This is a genomic window from Pseudomonas sp. MC6, assembly GCF_054790575.1.
Genome location: NZ_CP186504.1, coordinates 5,607,926 through 5,625,613 on the forward strand (window position 1 = coordinate 5,607,926; position 17,688 = coordinate 5,625,613).

Annotated in this window: 17 protein-coding genes; 6 read left to right on the forward strand and 11 right to left on the reverse strand. The window is 60.1% G+C overall.

Features of this window, described 5'->3' with window-relative positions; genetic code table 11:
* Positions 1–2: 2 nt before the first annotated feature.
* Together ACOYXE_RS25115 and ACOYXE_RS25120 are read right to left on the reverse strand one after the other, a co-directional pair.
* Positions 3–677 (reverse strand): anti-sigma factor, encoded by a 675-nt coding sequence (locus tag ACOYXE_RS25115; RefSeq protein WP_405122747.1) that lies wholly within the window; start codon positions 675–677, stop codon positions 3–5.
* Positions 674–1,309 (reverse strand): RNA polymerase sigma factor, encoded by a 636-nt coding sequence (locus ACOYXE_RS25120; protein ID WP_405122748.1) that lies wholly within the window; start codon positions 1,307–1,309, stop codon positions 674–676. Before ACOYXE_RS25120 ends, ACOYXE_RS25115 begins: the two co-directional genes overlap by 4 nt.
* 149 nt (positions 1,310–1,458) lie before the next feature.
* On the opposite strand from ACOYXE_RS25120, the gene ACOYXE_RS25125 reads away from it, so the two are divergent.
* Complete coding sequence (locus tag ACOYXE_RS25125) at positions 1,459–2,016, forward strand: DUF2780 domain-containing protein (RefSeq protein WP_160059694.1); 558 nt, start codon at positions 1,459–1,461, stop codon at positions 2,014–2,016.
* A 1-nt stretch (position 2,017) separates the two neighbouring features.
* Here ACOYXE_RS25125 and ACOYXE_RS25130 read toward each other — a convergent pair whose 3' ends face one another.
* Positions 2,018–2,905 (reverse strand): acyltransferase, encoded by an 888-nt coding sequence (locus ACOYXE_RS25130; protein ID WP_160059693.1) that lies wholly within the window; start codon positions 2,903–2,905, stop codon positions 2,018–2,020.
* A 306-nt stretch (positions 2,906–3,211) separates the two neighbouring features.
* On the opposite strand from ACOYXE_RS25130, the gene rloA2 reads away from it, so the two are divergent.
* From rloA2 to creD, 4 genes are all read left to right on the forward strand, one after another.
* Positions 3,212–3,715 carry a retropepsin-like aspartic peptidase RloA2 gene (gene rloA2, locus ACOYXE_RS25135; protein WP_007909997.1) on the forward strand — a complete coding sequence of 168 codons (504 nt, stop codon included), beginning with the start codon at positions 3,212–3,214 and terminating at the stop codon, positions 3,713–3,715.
* Between the two features lie 73 nt (positions 3,716–3,788).
* A complete protein-coding gene (gene creB / locus ACOYXE_RS25140) occupies positions 3,789–4,469 on the forward strand; it encodes a two-component system response regulator CreB (protein WP_160059692.1) in 681 nt (226 codons plus the stop codon).
* A complete protein-coding gene (creC, locus tag ACOYXE_RS25145) occupies positions 4,469–5,887 on the forward strand; it encodes a two-component system sensor histidine kinase CreC (RefSeq protein ID WP_460926797.1) in 1,419 nt (472 codons plus the stop codon). The genes creB and creC overlap by 1 nt, the downstream gene beginning before the upstream one ends.
* Before the next feature lie 169 nt (positions 5,888–6,056).
* Entirely contained in the window at positions 6,057–7,427 is a 1,371-nt protein-coding gene (gene creD / locus ACOYXE_RS25150) for a cell envelope integrity protein CreD (RefSeq protein WP_460926798.1), read from the forward strand.
* Between the two features lie 199 nt (positions 7,428–7,626).
* Here creD and ACOYXE_RS25155 read toward each other — a convergent pair whose 3' ends face one another.
* The 8 genes from ACOYXE_RS25155 to ACOYXE_RS25190 all read right to left on the reverse strand — a co-directional run bounded on the left by ACOYXE_RS25155 (position 7,627) and on the right by ACOYXE_RS25190 (position 16,914).
* Entirely contained in the window at positions 7,627–8,256 is a 630-nt protein-coding gene (locus ACOYXE_RS25155) for a glutathione S-transferase (RefSeq protein ID WP_160059689.1), read from the reverse strand.
* Positions 8,257–8,452: 196 nt separating this feature from the next.
* Entirely contained in the window at positions 8,453–8,632 is a 180-nt protein-coding gene (locus ACOYXE_RS25160) for a hypothetical protein (protein ID WP_160059688.1), read from the reverse strand.
* Positions 8,629–9,759, reverse strand: a complete 1,131-nt coding sequence (locus ACOYXE_RS25165) for a PepSY-associated TM helix domain-containing protein (RefSeq protein WP_460926799.1) — start codon at positions 9,757–9,759, stop codon at positions 8,629–8,631. The genes ACOYXE_RS25160 and ACOYXE_RS25165 overlap by 4 nt, the downstream gene beginning before the upstream one ends.
* A gap of 74 nt (positions 9,760–9,833) precedes the next feature.
* Complete coding sequence (locus ACOYXE_RS25170; RefSeq protein WP_405122750.1) at positions 9,834–12,260, reverse strand: TonB-dependent siderophore receptor; 2,427 nt, start codon at positions 12,258–12,260, stop codon at positions 9,834–9,836.
* A gap of 208 nt (positions 12,261–12,468) precedes the next feature.
* Positions 12,469–13,443, reverse strand: coding sequence for a FecR domain-containing protein (locus ACOYXE_RS25175; RefSeq protein WP_460926800.1), 975 nt, complete (start codon positions 13,441–13,443; stop codon positions 12,469–12,471).
* Positions 13,440–13,916 (reverse strand): RNA polymerase sigma factor, encoded by a 477-nt coding sequence (locus ACOYXE_RS25180; protein ID WP_460929885.1) that lies wholly within the window; start codon positions 13,914–13,916, stop codon positions 13,440–13,442. The genes ACOYXE_RS25175 and ACOYXE_RS25180 overlap by 4 nt, the downstream gene beginning before the upstream one ends.
* A 359-nt stretch (positions 13,917–14,275) precedes the next feature.
* On the reverse strand, positions 14,276–14,983 hold the full coding sequence (locus ACOYXE_RS25185; RefSeq protein ID WP_460926801.1) for a 3'-5' exonuclease: 708 nt from the start codon (positions 14,981–14,983) through the stop codon (positions 14,276–14,278).
* Entirely contained in the window at positions 14,980–16,914 is a 1,935-nt protein-coding gene (locus ACOYXE_RS25190; RefSeq protein ID WP_342794316.1) for a putative nucleotidyltransferase substrate binding domain-containing protein, read from the reverse strand. Before ACOYXE_RS25190 ends, ACOYXE_RS25185 begins: the two co-directional genes overlap by 4 nt.
* Before the next feature lie 258 nt (positions 16,915–17,172).
* Between ACOYXE_RS25190 and ACOYXE_RS25195 the strand changes: the two genes are divergently transcribed.
* Positions 17,173–17,619, forward strand: coding sequence for a response regulator (locus ACOYXE_RS25195; protein WP_160059681.1), 447 nt, complete (start codon positions 17,173–17,175; stop codon positions 17,617–17,619).
* Positions 17,620–17,688: the final 69 nt, after the last annotated feature.

Sequence of the window (17,688 nt, forward strand, 5' to 3'; positions counted from 1 at the left end):
CTTTACAGCGCCGCCAGCGCCCCTTGATACAGAACCGGTCCGGTCGGTTGCCCAGTCGGCGAGCCACCTTTAGGTTCCAGACTGACCGCCAAAGCAATCGGTTTGCCGATCAACATCTTCTGCGCTTCGTTCAACTCAACCTTGCCTTTGCCACCCGCCGGAATGACCCCAAGCGAGATCGGTTTGCCGTCAGCCGGAATCGCCCACAGTTCCAGGCTGCGATCCGCATCAACCGCCGCCAGCGTCAGCGGCTCGACCTGCAGATAATCCGCATGCGCCTCGACCTTCAGCGCCGGTTGCGCATCAGCGGTCAACAGCGTGGCGCGGTAGCGGGCGTCGTCGCGGTTGTACAGCGAGCCGAGGAGCACCAGCACGGCAATGGAGCAGATCGCAGCGGTGAGTCGCAGCCAGTTCCAGAATGGCCGTTTCTCAGGCACATGCAGCACCTGCGGTTCGATGCGCGCGGTGATGCCTTGCCACACGCGGTCGGGCACCGGATGTTCCGGCAGCGCTTCGGTGAGAGAGACGAGGCTTTCCTGCCATTGCGCCAGTTCAGCCCTTAATGTCGTGTCATCCAGCAGCAACTGTTCAAAGCGCCGCCGCGCAGGTGCAGACATCAGGCCAATCGCGTAATCGGCGGCGAGGGCGCGGCGCAGGGCAGGGGTCTGGTAATTCATGATTCAAGGCACCGACGCAGACGTTCCATGCCACGGCGGATCCACGATTTCACCGTTCCCAGTGGCGTGGCCAGATGTTCGGCGAGTTCCGTGCACGACAATCCTTGAAAGTAGGCCACGGTGATTGACTGGCGCTGCATGCTTTCGAGGGTCTCCAGGCAGCGGTTCAGCGCATGAGCTTCGCGGGCGCTGTTCAGTTGGTCGTGAGCCGAGGGGCTTTCGTCCGGCAGGGCGTCCTGTTCGAGGTCAGTCAGTGGCCGGTCACGGTGTTTGCGCAACTGATCGATGGCTTGATTGCGAGTGATGTTGATCATCCAGGTCAGCGGCGCGGACAGGTGCGCTTCGTAGCGCGAGGCGTTGTTCCAGATGCGCACGAAGGCTTCCTGCAGCACTTCTTCGGCCAGATCGGCACGGCCCATAAAGCGCAGGGCAACGCCATGCAAGCGTGGGCCGACACTGCGATAGAGCGTTTCGAAGGCGCGACGATCACCCAGTGAACACTGGGCCAACAACTGTCGCAGCTGATCGGTGTCGGCGATGGAAATGACGACTCTCCAGGCAAAGGTCGGGCGACGAGGGCTGGGCTCGGACTGTTCACAGGCTAGTTCAGCGACAGCGGTTGTGCCATTCATCACGAGGGTGTCCGGGATTTCACGTTTTATATACGTGAGCCGGATGAAAATGGATGCGCCGCGCCGGAACATGCCGGCGGATACCCGGTCAAACCGGCAGTTTCACTGCCCGTTCACCGGGTGGTTTTTACAGCGCAAGAGGATGTCTGATGAAGATTTCACGCGGTTTTACCTTGGCATCGCTCCTGACCCTGGCCGCCGGGCCGGTGTTTGCCGGTTTCAGTCTGAACGACGTCGCTGGTGCGGTTTCGGGGATGCAGGGCGGTGACAAGGCGGCCGCTGCGGCGCCGACCTCGGAAACCGCCGGTTTGCTCAGTGCCCTCAGTGCGCTGGATGTCACGCCGGAGCAAGCCGTTGGCGGCACCAGTGCGATGCTTGGTCTGGCGAAGAATCAATTGAGCAGTACCGATTATTCGCAGTTGGCCAAGGAAGTGCCGGGCATCGACAAACTGTCGGGTGGCAGCGGCAATCTGGCGGCGTTGGGGGCTTTGCTCGGTTCGTCCGGCAAATCCGCCGGTCTGGAAAACGCGCTGGGCAACGTCAAGGACACCAATGACCTGAACAATGCCTTCAGCGCATTGGGCATGGACAGCGGCATGATCGGCCAGTTTGCCCCTGTGCTGTTGCAATACCTCGGTCAGCAGGGCGTCGGCGGTTCGCTGCTGAGCAGCCTGGGCAGCATCTGGGGCGCCGGCACCGGTAGCTGATTCAGCCGCGCTCGCTGCGCAGTTCGGCGATGCGCTGATCCTTCTCGTTCCAGAGCCGGTTGACCCAGCTCTGGACCGTCTGGCGAAACGCCGGATCATTCTCGTAATCGCCCTGCCACAGCGCCGGGTCGAGTTCGCGGGTCTTGATGTCGATGATCACGCGCGGCACGTTGCCGCTGATCAAATCCCAGAAACCCGGGATCTTCGCCTGTGGATACACCACGGTGACGTCGAGAATCGCATCCAGTTGTTCACCCATCGCCGCCAGGACAAACGCCACGCCGCCGGCCTTGGGCTTGAGCAAGTGGTTGAAGGGTGATTGCTGCTGCGCGCTTTTCGCGGCGGTGTAGCGCGTGCCTTCCAGATAATTGACCACAGTCACCGGCTGACGCTTGAACAGCTCGCAGGCCTGTTTGGTGATTTCCAGATCCTTGCCGGCCAGCTCCGGGTGCTTCGCCAGGAATGCCTTGGTGTAGCGCTTCATGAACGGGTAATCCAGCGCCCACCACGCCAGCCCCAGAAACGGTACCCAGATCAGTTCCTTCTTGAGGAAGAATTTGAAGAATGGCGTGCGCCGGTTGAGGGTCTGGATCAGCGCCGGAATATCGACCCACGACTGGTGGTTGCTGACCACCAGATACGAAGTGTCACCGCGCAAATCTTCGCCACCGCGAATGTCCCATTGGGTGGGAATGCACAGGCGGAAAATCAGCTTGTCGATTTCCGCCCAGGTCTCGGCGATCCACATCACCGCCCCCGACGCGTAATCGCGCCAGCGGCCTGGTGCGATCAGTTTGAGCAGGGCGAAAACCAACAACGGCCCGATCAGGATCAGGGTGTTGAGCAACAGCAGCAGGGTGACGAAACAGCCGGTGAGCAGGCGGCGCATAAGCAACTCTTTGCAAACGGATGGGCGCGCCATGATAAGCAGCTTCGCGCGGCAGGCCAAATCGGTGGTGACGAATGTTTCACTTTTGGGCCGGTATGCTTTGCTTCAAGCGTTGTGTTGAATGTGCTGTCCTCTTCGCGAGCAGGCTCGCTCCCACACTGGATTCAGGTGTATTAAAAATGTCTGCTCAGCACAAAACCCTGTGGGAGCGATCCTGCTCGCGAAAGCGATTCAAGGCGAACGAATGACTCAATGGGTGTCTAAAATCCCAGTCTGCCGCCCTCATTTTCCAAGGAAACCCCTTACGTGAAATCCCTCCTTGCACTGTTTGCCCTCGTCGCCCTGCCGGTCATGGCCGCCGAGCCGACCCTGTACGGGCGCTATGAATACATTGCGCTGCCGGAAATCGGTGGTGAAGTGCTCAAGGCCAAGATGGACACCGGCGCACTGACCGCCTCGCTGTCGGCCAAGGACATCGAAACCTTCACCCGCGACGGCGATGAATGGGTACGGTTCCGCCTCGGCACCAAGGACGCCAGCAACAAGGTCTACGAACACAAGGTCGCACGGATCAGCAAGATCAAGAGCCGCTCGGATGAAGAGGATGAGGGCGAAAGCACCGAAGTCGCCAAACGTCCGGTGGTCGATCTGGAGCTGTGCCTGGGCAACGTCAAGCGTACCGTTGAGGTCAACCTGACCGACCGCAGCAACTTCAACTATCCGCTGCTGATCGGTGCCAAGGCCTTGCGCGAATTCGGCGCGGCAGTAAACCCGGCACGGCGCTTCACGGCCGACAAGCCGGACTGCTGAGCCAAGTGGTCTCATTGACGTAACGTCAGGCTTGGGGCACCGTTCGCGCACTTAACCCACGGGCTCGGACGCCATGCCTCATATCCTGATTGTCGAAGACGAAGCGGCGATTGCCGACACGCTGATTTTTGCCTTGCAGGGCGAGGGCTTCGCCACCACGTGGCTGAGCCTCGGCGCGGCGGCGCTGGAGCATCAGCGGCAGACCCCGGCCGATCTGATCATCCTCGACATCGGCCTGCCGGACATCAGCGGTTTTGAGACTTGCAAGCAGCTGCGGCGCTTCAGCGAGGTGCCGGTGCTGTTCCTCAGCGCCCGGGATGCCGAGATTGATCGTGTGGTCGGGCTGGAAATCGGCGCCGACGACTACGTGGTCAAGCCGTTCAGCCCGCGAGAAGTCGCGGCGCGAGTAAAGGCAATCCTGAAACGCATGGCGCCGCGTCCAGCGATTGAGACCAGTTCAGCGCTGTTTCGTATCGATCCGGAGCGGATTCAAATCATTTATCGCGGTCAGACCCTGAGCCTGACCCGCCACGAATTCCGCCTGCTGCAATGCCTGCTCGAACAACCCGAGCGGGTGTTCAGCCGCGAGCAATTGCTCGATGCGCTAGGCGTGGCGGCCGACGCCGGTTATGAACGCAGCATCGACAGCCACATCAAAAGCGTGCGCGCCAAATTGCGTCTGGTGCGCGCCGACGCCGAGCCGATCCAGACCCATCGCGGCCTCGGTTACAGCTACAGCCCGGGGCACAGCTGATGTCACTGGGGCTGCGGATCTTTCTGGTGTACGTGCTGTTTGTCGGCCTCACCGGTTATTTCGTGCTCAACACGGTGATGGAAGAAATCCGCCCCGGCGTGCGTCAGTCCACCGAAGAAACCCTGGTCGATACCGCCAACCTGATGGCGGAAATCCTGCGGGATGATTTCAAGGCCGGCACCCTCAGCGAGAACCGCTGGCCCGAGTTGCTGCGCGCCTATGGTGAGCGCCAGCCGCAAGCGACCATTTGGGGTTTGCCGAAAAATCAGGTCAACCACCGGATCTACGTGACTGACGCCAAGGGCATCGTGGTGCTTGATTCCAGTGGCGTGGCCGTGGGGCAGGACTACTCGCGCTGGAACGATGTCTACCTGACCTTGCGTGGCGAGTACGGTGCGCGTTCCAGTCGCAGCGATCCGGACGACGCGAGCTCGTCGGTGATGCACATCGGCGCGCCGATCCGTGACAATGGCCAGATCATCGGCGTGGTCACCGTGACCAAGCCCAACAGCTCCTTGCAGCCCTATGTCGATCGCACCGAACGGCGATTGCTGTTTTACGGTGCCGGATTGATCGGCCTCGGTCTGTTGTTCGGTGCGTTGCTGTCGTGGTGGCTGAGCCGCGCGCTGCACCGTTTGACCGGTTATGCCCAAGCGGTGAGCGAAGGCCGGCGGGTGGAAGTGCCGCACTATCGCGGTGGCGAGCTGGAACAACTGGCTAACGCTGTGGAGCAGATGCGCACGCAACTGGAAGGCAAGGCCTACGTTGAACGTTATGTGCACACGCTGACCCATGAATTGAAGAGCCCGCTGGCGGCGATTCGTGGCGCCGCGGAGTTGCTGCAAGGGGACATGTCGCCGGTTCAGCGATTGCGCTTTATCGGCAACATCGACAGCGAAAGTGCGCGGATGCAGCAGTTGATCGAACGGCTGCTGAATCTGGCGCAGGTGGAGCAACGTCAGGGCCTGGAAGAGCGGGTCGCGGTGCCTTTGACGGTGTTGGTCGATGAGCTGTTGCAAGGGCAGGCGGCGCGGATCGAGGGCAAGCAATTGCGGATCGAGCAGACGATTGCGGCGGATCTGCTGCTGATCGGCGAGCCGTTTCTGTTGCGCCAGGCGTTGGGTAACTTGCTGGAAAATGCGCTGGATTTCACTTCGGTTCGGGGGCTGCTGCGTTTCAGTGCCGAGCGCGAAGAGGAGCAGATTGTTTACCGGCTCTTCAATGAAACCGCGCCGATTCCCGATTACGCCTTGCCGCGTTTGACCGAGCGCTTCTACTCATTGCCGCGACCGGACAGTGGGCGGAAAAGCACGGGGCTGGGGCTTAACTTCGTTGAAGAGGTGGTCAAGTTGCATGGTGGGGCGATGCAGATTCGCAATGTCGAAAACGGTGTTGAAGTGACATTGCGCTTGCCTTGATATCGTCAAAAGATCGCAGCCTTCGGCAGCTCCTACATTGGATTGCGTACAACTGTAGGAGCTGCCGAAGGCTGCGATCTTTTGATTTTTCCACACAATCTCCACATTCATCCCACAAAACCCCCACACCCGATCACCAGACTTTCCCCATCCAAACAGGGAGAGTCCCATGAACAAGAATCTGACGATAAAGCTCGGCGCCATCGCTCTGCTGATCCTGCTGTTATTGATCCCGCTGCTGATGATCGACGGCGTCATCGACGAGCGCCAACAATTGCGCGCCGGCGTGCTCGAAGACATTGCCCGCAGTTCCAGCACCAGCCAGCAACTGAGCGGGCCGGTGATGGTGGTGCCGTATCGCAAAGTGATTCACAACTGGAAAACCAACGATAAAACCAATCAGCGCTACGACGAACCGAGCGAAGAGCGCGGGCGTTTGTACTTCCTGCCGGAACGTTTTGAACTCGACGGCCAGGTGCAGACCGAATTACGTGCGCGGGGTATTTATGAGGCGCGGCTATTCCACGCCGATAACCGCATCAACGGCCATTTCTCGTTGCCGGCGCAGTTGGGCATCAAGGAAGACTTCAGCGACTACCAGTTCGATGCGCCGTTTCTCGCGGTCGGTATCAGCGACATTCGCGGCATCGAAAATGCGCTGAAACTGGAACTCGATGGCCAGCGTCTGGACTTCTTGCCGGGCACTCAAGTCGGCTGGCTCGGTGAAGGCGTGCGAGTGACGTTGCCGCAGCTCGATACCAGCAAAAGCATCGAGTTGAGCTTTGGTTTTGACCTGCGCTTGCAAGGCACCGGTTCGTTGCAAGTGTTGCCAGTGGGCAAGAGCAGCAGCGTCAGCCTCACTGCGAATTGGCCGCATCCAAGTTTCATCGGCAACTTCCTGCCGGGCAAACGTGAGATCAATGATCAAGGCTTCAGCGCCGATTGGCAGACCACTTTCTTCTCGACCAACCTGCAAGATGCGATGAGCCGTTGCGTGAGCGGCAATGATTGCGAGGCGTTCAATGGTCGCAGCTTCGGCGTGAGCTTCATCGATCCGGTGGATCAGTACCTGAAGAGCGACCGGGCGATCAAATATGCCCTGCTGTTCATCGTCCTGACGTTCGCCGGTTTCTTCCTGTTCGAAGTGCTCAAGAGTCTGGCCGTGCACCCGGTGCAATACGCGCTGGTCGGTGTGGCGCTGGCGTTCTTTTATCTGTTGCTGCTGTCGCTGTCGGAGCACATTGGTTTTGCCCCAGCGTATCTGTTGTCGGCCAGTGCTTGTGTGCTGTTGATCGGGTTCTATGTCTGCCACGTGTTGCGCAGTGTGCGTCACGGTTTGAGTTTTTCGGCGGGGCTGGCGGCGTTGTATGGCCTGCTCTATGGCTTGCTGAGCGCTGAGGATTACGCGCTGTTGATGGGCTCATTGTTGCTGTTCGGTCTGCTCGGTGTGTTCATGGTGCTGACGCGCAAACTGGACTGGTACGGGATTGGGCAGAAACCGGCGAAGCCATTGGAGTTTGATGTGGGGGCGATGCAATGAGCGGGTTGCGTGAAGATCAGCGAGAGGTGGAGGTTTTGGTGACACTGATTTTTGCAGCGCTGCCGCCGGAACCGAGGTGGTGCATTCGCGAGCAGGCTCGCTCCCACAGGATTGGTGCTGAAACAGAGTTCTCTGCCACACCCAAAACCAATGTGGGAGCGAGCCTGCTCGCGAAGAGGTCGGAACAGGCGCCGCCGATTTAAGGTTTGGGCATGGTCGCGATCATGGACGGTCGCTGACTCACTTCAAAGAACCAGTTGGCCAATTGCGGATTGGCATCACGCCAGCCCAGATCCGGGAAACGCAAATCGAGGTAACCCAACGCACACGCGACGCTGATCGCCGCCACATCGAAATGGCTGGTCAGCTCGGCAATCGCATCCTTTTCCAGTACAGCGAGAGCGCGGCGGATCTTGTCGCGCTGAGCCTCGAGCCATTCGTCCCAATGTTTTTCCGGCGCACGCAGGACCATTTCATAACGCACCATCACTGACGCATCCATGATCCCGTCGGCCATCGAGGCCAGGGTCAGACGCCGCCAGCGCGCCGCGCCTTCGCGCGGGATCAGCGGATTGCCGACGTGCTGCTGGTCGAGGTATTCGAGGATTACACGGCTGTCATGGATGACATTGCCGTCAGCCAGACGCAGTGCGGGAATCTTGCCCAGCGGGTTGTCGAGATTGAGCTCGGGGCTCGGGCTGACCGGGCTGAGCACGCAGTCTTGCAGGGCGACGCGATCCTGCTGGCCGGTTTCGTGCAGCAACACCATCACTTTGCGCACGAACGGGGAGAGCGTGTTGTGGTACAGGGTCATGCTGGGGGCGGACATTGGTAAACCTCGGTGATCGTCGAAGAGCAGGAGGTTAGCCTAGCCAGATGCGGCGAGGCTGGCGAGGAATTGATGGTGTAATTACTGCCGCCTTCGTCGGAACGCCGCCCGGAGCAAGCTCGCTCCCACAGGGGAACGCATTTCAAATGTGGGAGCGAGCTTGCTCGCGAAGGGGCCATCCCAGGCAACACAGATTTCACCCGCGCAGCAACAATCCCCTGATCGCCAGAAATGCTGGAACACCCAGACCAACCCAGCTCAACGCATCCCAGATCCCGTCCCCAAGCAACGCCGCAAACAACCCTGCCGCACTGAGCAACGCAATCACGATCGGCGTGCTGAACACCTTCCAGAAATTCGACTGACGCGGCTTCATGCAGAGGCCTCCGCCGTTTCCACTACAGGCTTCGCCGCTCTGCGCCGCACCACCCACAAGTACACGCCGCTGCCGAGCACAATGATGGTCAGTACATCGAGTGTGGCCCAGAGAATTTTCATCGGCATGCCGCCGTAGTCACCAAAGTGCAGCGGCTGCGACATGCCCATGGCGTCCATGTACCACGGCCGTTCAGCCACGGCGGTGACCTGCAGCGTGGTGGCGTCGATCAGCACTGGCGTCAACAGATGCGAGGTCAGGTGCGTGCCGCCCTTCATGAACACCGAGTAATGGTGTTCACTGGAAAAGCGTGTGCCGGGGAAGGCAATGAAATCCGGTTTCATCTCCGGCGCAACTTCAGCAGCGATATCGAGCAAACGCGTGGCCGGTGCCAGGTGGGTCAGCGGTGGCGCATCGCGATAAGGCGCGATCAACGTGTTCAGCGCATCGTTGCGCCAAGCCGCGATCAACAAGTCGGCGCAGGCGCTGATCACACCGGTCACGCCGACCACCAGCGCCCAGGTCAGGGTGACAACGCCGATCAGGTTATGCAGGTCGAGCCAGCGCAGCCTTGTGGATTTGTCCTGGCGCACCGTGCCGAACTTCAAGCGGCGCATGAACGGCAAATACAGCACCGTTCCGGACACGATGGCCACGACAAACAGCAGCCCCATGAACGCCAGCAGCAACTTGCCCGGCAGCCCGGCGAACATGTCGACGTGCAGGCGCAGGATAAACAGCATCAAACCACCGTTGGCTGACGGTGTTTCCAGTGCTTCACCGGTACGCGCGTCGAGCATGAAGGTGTGCGAGGAGTTCGGCTCAGTGCCGGCGGTTTTCGCCATGATCGTCAGCACGGCATTCGGTTCATCGTCATCGAAACCGAAGTACTGCACGACTTCATCGGGACGATGTTTTTCTGCGGCCTCGACCAGTTGCGCCAGATTCAGGCGCGGCGTGTCGGCCGGCATCTCGCGTACTTCGGGTGCGTCGCCGAGCAGGTGCTCGATCTCGTGATGAAAGATCAGCGGCAAACCGGTCAGTGCCAGCATCAGCAAAAACACGGTGCAGACCAGGCTGGTCCAGGTGTGGATGAACGACCAGCGGCGGATTGTTTTACTTTTCATTTCATGACCTTCAAAAACACCAAAGCCGTCCACGAGGGACGGCCTGGTCACAGGGCCTGTTTCAGCTCAATCGCTTACCACTTGTAGGTGGCGCTGGCGACGACACTGCGCGTGTCGCCGTAGTAGCAGTAGAAGCTGTCGCAGGTGGAAATGTATTCCTTGTCGAACAGGTTGGTCGCGTTGAGTGCCAGCGACGCGCCTTTGAGGCTGTTGTCCAGACGGCCGAGGTCGTAATGCACCGAAGCGTCGAACACGGTGTAGGCATCCGCCTTGCCCAGCCAGGTGTTGGCCTTGTCGCCATAGGTGTTGCCGGTGTAACGCACGCCACCGCCAATGCCGAAGCCGTCGAGGACGCCGGCGTGCCAGGTGTAATCGGTCCACAGCGACGCTTGTTGGTTCGGCATCAGTTGCAGGCGATTGCCCTTGTCGACGCCATTCTGCACTTCCGATTTGGCCAGGGTGTAGGCAGCGATTACTTTCAGGTTGTCGGTGACGTCGGAAACCGCTTCCAGTTCCAGGCCTTTGACTTTCACTTCGCCGGTCTGGCTGGTGATCGAGACGTTGTTGACGAAGGTGTTGACCGAGACGTTCTTCTGAGTGAGGTCATACACGGCAGCGGTCAGCAGGGTTTTGCTGCCCGGTGGCTGGTACTTGATGCCCAGTTCCCACTGCTTGCCTTCGGTCGGCTTCAGCGACTCGGTGGACGAGGCGTCGGCACCGGTGGTCGGCTGGAAAGACTCGGCGTACGACAGATACGGCACGAAACCGTTGTCGAACACGTAGCTGAGCGCGGCGTTGCCACTGAAGGCCTTGTCGCGCTGGGTGTTGGTGGCATCGCCCTTGTTGATGAACTTTGTGCTGGTGTGCACCCAGTCTTCACGGCCGCCGAGGGTCAGGCGCCACTGGTCGAGGGCCATCTGGTCCTGGATGTACAGGCCGGTCTGGTAGGTCTTCTGGTCATAATCGTAAAACGCCGTGGAGCGCGCCGGGCGCACGATCGGCTGACCGTAGATCGGCGTGATGACGTTGGTGGGCAGGCCGTCACCGAAAATCGAGGTGTAGTTGGTGTTGCTGCGCTGGTGATCCAGGCCCAACAGCAGGGTGTGGCGGATGTCACCGGTGGCGAAGTCGGCCTGGAAGTTGTTATCCACAGCGAACTGGCTGATGTCTTCGTCGACACTGGTGCTGGTGCGGTTTACGTTGCCCTGATCGTCAACTTGCGCGAACGGATAGGAACCCGGCGTCAGCGACTGGAACGACAGATCCGACTTGGTGTAGCGCAGGTTCTGCTTGAACTGCCAGACATCGTTCAGACGATGTTCGAAGGCATAACCCAGCGCGTAGTAGGTGCGATCGTAATATTCCCAGTCCGGATCACCCAGATTCTTGTGATGGGAGATATCGCCGAACGGTGACTTGATCTTGGTGCCCTGCACCGGCAGGAACTGGCTGGTGATGCCGGTATCGTCGCGGGTGAACTGGCTCAGCAGGGTGAGCTTGGTGTCGTCGTCGATGTTCCAGGTCAGGCTCGGCGCGATGTTGTAGCGCTTGTTGTCGACGTGATCGACCTGGGTGCCGCTGTCGCGCACCACGCCGCTGAGGCCGTAGAGAAACTGCCCGGCATCGTCGATCTTGCCGGTGCTGGCGAAGTTGATCTGACGGTGGTTGTCGCTGCCGTATTGCAGCTGGATTTCGTTGCTGGCTTCAGCACTTGGACGACGGCTGACCATGTCCAGCAGGCCGCCCGGTGGGGTCTGGCCGTAAACCGAGGAGGCTGGGCCGCGCAGCAGGGCGAGGCGGTCGAGGTTCCAGGTTTCCTGTTTCGGGTTGGCGTACACGCCTTTTGGCAGCGGCAGACCGTCGAGGAACTGGGTCGGTTCGAAACCGCGCACACGCAGCCAGTCGGCGCGGGTGTCGCTGCCGTAGCTGCTGGCGGTGATGCCCGGCATGTAGCGCACAGCATCGTCGAGACTGTGCACGCTGCGGTCGTCCATTTGCTGGCGGGTAGCGACGGAGATCGAACGCGGTGCTTCGACCAGCGCGGTGTCGGTCTTGCTGCCAGCGGCGGTGCGAGTGGCGGTATAGCCTTCGACCGGGCCCCAGGCGCTTTCGAAGTTTTCCACGCCGATGACCGAAGTTTCCGGCAGGGCCAGCGTTCCTTCAGGCACGGCGACCAGGGTGTAAGTGCCGGTGCTGCTTTGCTCCAGTTGCAGACCCGTGCCACGCAGGGCCGCACGCAGAGCGCCAGTCGCATCGTACTGGCCGTTCACCGGTGCCGAAGTCTTGCCCGCCGCCAGCGACGGATTCAGCGACAGCGCAATGCCGCCCTGGCTGGCGATCTGGTTCAGCGTGGTCGACAGTGGCGCCGCCGGCAGGTTGTAGGCGCGTACGCTGGACGCTTGTTCCGCGGCGAGCAACGGACTGCTGATCAGCGGTGCGCTGAGCGCGATGGCGACGGCCAGCAGACTGGGGCGCAACAAGGTGTCTAGCGAACGGGACATACGGCGGCTCCTGAATGGAAATATTTCTCAATTGCCTGTGTGCCGGATGAAAAGCAAAAAGTGATAGGGCTGGATGAAAATAATTTTTATTAGCTGGAAATAGTGTTGCCGCGGATGACGCCTTCGCGAGCAGGCTCGCTCCCACATTTGGAATACATTCTCCTGTGGGAGCGAGCCTGCTCGCGAAAGCGATAGTTCTACCAGCCCACTACTCAGGCTTGATATCAGCCTTCGCGACTGTGACCCAATACGGCGTATGCCGCTCGATCTGCACCGGCAGGGTCGGCAGCAATGCGCTCAAGGCCTTATCGGTGTCATGCAGCGGAAAGCTGCCGGTTATCCGTAGATCCGCCACTTCCGGCGCCACGCCCAGATGCCCGCGACGATAACGCCCCAGCTCATGCACCAGATCGCCGAGTCGCGCGTTATCCACCACCAACATGCCGCGCGTCCAGGCATCGGCGCCGGGATTGAGCGCGACAATCGAGCCCAACCCGTCACTGCGCAGCAGTACTTGCTGGCCTTCATGGAGGATTTGCTCTTCAGGGTTGGATTGCGGGCGCGCCGCGACCGCCGACTGCAACACACTCAGGCGCGTGCCTTGGTCTTCACGCTTGACCAGGAACCGCGTACCCAGGGCGCGCATGCTGCCTTCGCGGGTTTCGACGATAAAGGGCCGCGCATCGCCATGACCGGTCTCGACGAGAATTTCGCCTTCCTGCAACACGATCAATCGGCGCTTGTCATCGAACCGCACATCCACCGCACTGTGGGTGTTGAGATTCAGCACGGTGCCGTCAGCCAGACGCACAGTGCGCTGCTCACCGGTCGCGGTGCGTTGATCGGCAAGCCAGTAATCCAGCGGCAGAAAGCGTTCACTGGCAAACAGCCCCACACCGACCAGCACCACAACGCTGGCCAGCCCACTGCCGAGCTTGCGTACCCGTCGGCGAATGCCTTCGCGCGATTGCAACAAGGCGCTGCGAGCCGGGCCTTTGGCCACGCTGAAACGCTGATCGAGCATGCCCAGTTGGCGCCAGGCGCGGGCGTGCTCTTCATTGGCCGCATGCCATTTGGCGAACTCTTCACGTTCCAGCGGACTGCTCGAGTCGAGGGTCAACTGCCAGGCAATCGCCGCGTCCAGCACATGCGCCGGTACTGGTCTGGAACTGGCCGGACTCACGTCGGCTCACCGTACAGGGCGATGTAGCACTGGCGAATGCCTTGCGCCAGATACTGGCGCACACGCGGCACCGAAGCGCCGAGCTTGTCGGCAATCTCGGCATGGCTGAGGCCATCGAGGCGGTTATAAAGGAAAGCGGCGCGGGCTTTGGTCGACAGTTTGCCGAGCAAGCGGTCGATGGCTTTGAGGTCTTCGAGGATCATTTGCTGTTCTTCCACCGAAGGTTGTTCGCCTTCGGGGATCAGCATCAGTTCGGTGAGGTAGGCCTGTTCCAGCGCCGCGCGACGGAAGTAGTCGAACAGCAAGCCTTTGGCGATTGCCACCAGAAAGGCGCGTGGCTCGCGCGGTGTCAGCATTTCGTCGCGACCGAGCAGGCGCACGAAGGTGTCCTGGCTCAAGTCCTCGGCGCGCTGCGGGCAAGCCACATTGCGCCGCAACCATGCCAGCAGCCAACCGCGATGGTCGCGATACATCGCACCGACGAGCTCACTGTTAGGGCTTGGGACTGACGACACCGGACATCACCGATTGGGAAATGTTAACTAACGCGAATTGTTCGCGATTGTGGCAGAGGTGGGAATGGTTAGCAATTGGCCACTGGTCAGGTGGGCGGTTAAAGGCAGACCCTCACCCTCACCCTAGCCCTCTCCCAGAGGGAGAGGGGACTGATCGGGGGATATTGACGCAATACGCCGACGTGAAAGATTTCTGCTGAATCCATAATCGACGCGGTTTCTCAGGTCGATGGAAAACCCGAGACACCTCGGTCGGCGCCCTCTCCCTCTGGGAGAGGGCTGGGGTGAGGGAGATGGATCTTGGACTTGACTCAATTTCAGAACGAAGGCGCCTGCTGCCGCCGCTTCCACTGACTCAACCGCTGCTGCAAATTCAACGGACTATGAATCTGCTGCCCCCGCGCCCGGCTGAACAGAATCAACGCCAGTTCCGCCGTGGCCAGCGCATCGGCGCTCGCGTTGTGCCGCTCGAACACTTCAAGCTTGAACCAGTCGATCCACTCATCCAGCCCGGCCTCACGAATCTGCGCCTGCGGACACACCAACGGTGCAATGTCGGCGACATCGAGAAACACCTGCTGCAACTTGTGCCCCAGATGCTCCTTTAGCGCACGTCCAAGCATGTGTTGGTCGAACGGCGCATGAAACGCCAATACCGGGCTGTCACCGACAAACTCCAGCAACTCCAACAATGCCTCGGCCGGTTCACTGCCGGCTGCAATCGCGTTCGGTCCCAAGCCGTGAATCAACACGCTTGGGCTGAGCTTCAATTCACGACACCGCAACGTGCGTTCGAATTGCTGACTGAAATCGATCGCGCCATCCTCGATCACCACCGCGCCAATCGACACCACGCGATCCTTGTTCAGGTTCAGTCCGGTGGTTTCCAGATCCAGCACCACCCAGCGCTGTTCGCGCAACGTGCATTCGCTCAACTCGTTGATCGCCGGCAACTTCGCCAGACGTTGCTGCAAATCCACCGGCACCACCGCACTCGCCGGGCGCAGCCACGAGAACAGGCTCATAGCTGATACCGCAAGGTCAGGCTGCTTTGCAGGCGCTGGGCCTGGCGCAGGGATTCTCGCAGGATGCGCCGGTCGAGATGATTGAGGCTGTCCGGGTCGACGCGGTTGGAATAGGGCAGGTTCTCCCGTGTCTGCAATTGATGCTGTTGCATACGCGTTTGCTGAATGAAGTGATACGCCTCTTCATACGCCGCGCCATCCAGTCGCTCGATGACTTCTTTCTCGACCAACTGACGGAAGCGTTCGAGGGTGTTGTTGGCGTCGATGCCGTTGGCCAGTGCGAGCAGTCGCGCGCCATCCACGAACGGCGTCAGCCCCTGCACCTTGAGGTCCAGCGTGGCTTTTTCGCCATTCTTGCGCGCCAGCACAAACTCGCGGAAACGCCCCACTGGTGGACGGTTGCGCAGGGCGTTTTCGGCCATCATGCGCTGGAACAAACGGTTGTCGCCGACCTGATCGAGAATGCCCCGGCGCAGTTGTTCACAGCCTTGTTCATCACCCCAGACCACGCGCAAGTCGAAATAAATGCTCGACCCGAGCAGATTCTCCGGCGTCGCCTCGCGAATAAACGCCGCAAAACGCCGTGCCCATTCCGCTCGCGACAGACACAGCTCGGGGTTGCCGGCCATGATGTTGCCCTTGCACAGGGTGAAGCCGCACAGCGCCAGACTCTGGTTGATCTGCTGGGCGATCGGCAGCAGCTTGCCGCGAATTTCCGCCGCATGTGCTGCGTCCCGGGCGTCGAACAGAATGCCGTTGTCCTGATCGGTGTGCAGCGTCTGCTCGCGGCGGCCTTCGCTGCCGAAGCACAGCCAACTGAACGGCACGCCGGGGTCGCCTTTTTCCGCGAGGGTCAGTTCGATCACCCGGCACACGGTGTGATCGTTGAGCAGGGTGATGATGTGGGTGATCTGCGTCGAAGAAGCACCGTGAGCGAGCATGCGCTCGACCAGTTGGCCGATCTCGCCACGCAGGCTGACCAGTTGTTCGACACGCTGGGCGCTGCGGATCGTCCGGGCCAGATGCACCAGGTCGACCCGTTGCAGCGAAAACAGATCGCGCTCGGAAACCACGCCGCACAGGCGTTGATCCTTGACCAGACAGACGTGCGCGATGTGCCGTTCGGTCATCGCAATCGCTGCATCGAAGGCACTGTGATCCGGCGAAAGATAAAAGGGCGAAGGCGTCATGTGGCGCTCGATGGCTTCACTGAAATCGCCGATGCCTTCGGCCACGACATGGCGCAAATCGCGCAGGGTGAAAATCCCCAGCGGTGCCTTGTGTTCATCCACGGCGACGATGCTGCCGACCTGCTGCTCGTGCATCAGCTTCACCGCTTCACGCAACGGTGTGTCGGGGCTGCAGGTTACCGGGTGACGCATCGCCAGTTCGCCGAGTCGGGTGTTCAGCGAGTACTGCGTGCCGAGGGTTTCCACGGCTTTCTGCTGCACTTGCTGATTGACCTGATCGAGCAGGCTGCTGACCCCGCGCAAGGCGAAGTCGCGAAAGGCGTTGGAAAGGGCAAACAGTTTGATGAACGCCAGTTTGTTCAGTTGCAGGCAGAAGGTGTCTTCGCCGGCCAGATGTTCGGTGCGGGTCGCGCGTTCGCCGAGCAACGCGGCCAGCGGAAAACATTCGCCGGTGGTGATTTCAAACGTGGTTTCGGTGCCGGGCTTGGTGATGTGCTGACGTTCACCGACCACCCGACCCTGTTTGACGATATGGAAGTGTTCGACCGGGCCGTCGGCGGGTTTGATGATGCTTTCGCCCTGGCCATAGAAACGCAGCTGACATTGCTCCACCAGATACGCGAGGTGGGCGTGTTCCATCTGATTGAAGGGCGGGAAGCGCTGGAGGAATTGCAGGGTGCCCTGAATGTTCTGCAATACCGCGGTTTTCCCTGCCTGGGTGAAGGCGTCCGCTTTACTCATAACCATTACCGCAGTCTTTTTCGAATTGTTGTTGTCGGATCGTTACGGCCATGGTCGACCCCTACGGACAGGGTGCCCATTGGACGTAAGTCTAGGTTTTGCCACCATTGGCGCAGTTTCGGAGATGCCCTACGCAAACAGTCGGAAATTCCCTTGTTTGCCCCCTTGGAAAAAAATCCGACGAAGTGCACATTGAAGCTCTGCCCCGCGATGTCTGACCACTTGCCAAGGGACTGTTTTGAATACTTAGAGAACGCCATGTCCGACCACGATATTTTGAGCGATGCCGAGCGAGAAGCGCTCAGTGCAGTCATGCTCGAACCTGATCTTCCACCTCAGCGTGTATTGATCGTTGATGACGACAAGGACGCCCGGGAGCTGTTGTCGGAGATTCTCGCGTTGGACGGCATTCGTTGCATGACCGCTGCCAGTGGTGAAACGGCGCTGAAGATGCTCGCTGAAAAACCCTCGATTGGGCTGGTGATCACGGATCTGCGCATGGGCAATGTCGATGGCCTCGAGCTGATCCGCCAAGTGCGTGAGTCGGTGCGGGCGGCGATGCCGATCATCATTGTTTCCGGCGATGCCGATGTGAAAGACGCGATTGCGGCAATGCATTTGAGCGTGGTGGATTTTTTGCTCAAGCCGATTGATACGGGCAAGTTGCTCGGTCTGGTCAAACACGAGTTGGGTATCGATCCCTAAGAGCCCCTCACCCTAGCCCTCTCCCAGAGGGAGAGGGGACTGACCGCGGTGAATGTGCAAGGTACACCG

What these genes read in the sequence shown, in the direction of transcription:
- ACOYXE_RS25185 (WP_460926801.1), bottom strand. Translation starts at nt 14,983, where the DNA reads ATGAGCCTGTTCTCGTGGCTGCGCCCGGCGAGTGCGGTGGTGCCGGTG.
- ACOYXE_RS25125 (WP_160059694.1), top strand. Translation starts at nt 1,459, where the DNA reads ATGAAGATTTCACGCGGTTTTACCTTGGCATCGCTCCTGACCCTGGCC.
- ACOYXE_RS25180 (WP_460929885.1), bottom strand. Translation starts at nt 13,916, where the DNA reads ATGTATCGCGACCATCGCGGTTGGCTGCTGGCATGGTTGCGGCGCAAT.
- ACOYXE_RS25155 (WP_160059689.1), bottom strand. Translation starts at nt 8,256, where the DNA reads ATGTCCGCCCCCAGCATGACCCTGTACCACAACACGCTCTCCCCGTTC.
- ACOYXE_RS25190 (WP_342794316.1), bottom strand. Translation starts at nt 16,914, where the DNA reads ATGAGTAAAGCGGACGCCTTCACCCAGGCAGGGAAAACCGCGGTATTG.
- ACOYXE_RS25165 (WP_460926799.1), bottom strand. Translation starts at nt 9,759, where the DNA reads ATGAAAAGTAAAACAATCCGCCGCTGGTCGTTCATCCACACCTGGACC.
- creC (WP_460926797.1), top strand. Translation starts at nt 4,469, where the DNA reads ATGTCACTGGGGCTGCGGATCTTTCTGGTGTACGTGCTGTTTGTCGGC.
- ACOYXE_RS25170 (WP_405122750.1), bottom strand. Translation starts at nt 12,260, where the DNA reads ATGTCCCGTTCGCTAGACACCTTGTTGCGCCCCAGTCTGCTGGCCGTC.
- ACOYXE_RS25120 (WP_405122748.1), bottom strand. Translation starts at nt 1,309, where the DNA reads ATGAATGGCACAACCGCTGTCGCTGAACTAGCCTGTGAACAGTCCGAG.
- ACOYXE_RS25195 (WP_160059681.1), top strand. Translation starts at nt 17,173, where the DNA reads ATGTCCGACCACGATATTTTGAGCGATGCCGAGCGAGAAGCGCTCAGT.
- creD (WP_460926798.1), top strand. Translation starts at nt 6,057, where the DNA reads ATGAACAAGAATCTGACGATAAAGCTCGGCGCCATCGCTCTGCTGATC.
- creB (WP_160059692.1), top strand. Translation starts at nt 3,789, where the DNA reads ATGCCTCATATCCTGATTGTCGAAGACGAAGCGGCGATTGCCGACACG.
- ACOYXE_RS25130 (WP_160059693.1), bottom strand. Translation starts at nt 2,905, where the DNA reads ATGCGCCGCCTGCTCACCGGCTGTTTCGTCACCCTGCTGCTGTTGCTC.
- ACOYXE_RS25115 (WP_405122747.1), bottom strand. Translation starts at nt 677, where the DNA reads ATGAATTACCAGACCCCTGCCCTGCGCCGCGCCCTCGCCGCCGATTAC.
- ACOYXE_RS25160 (WP_160059688.1), bottom strand. Translation starts at nt 8,632, where the DNA reads ATGAAGCCGCGTCAGTCGAATTTCTGGAAGGTGTTCAGCACGCCGATC.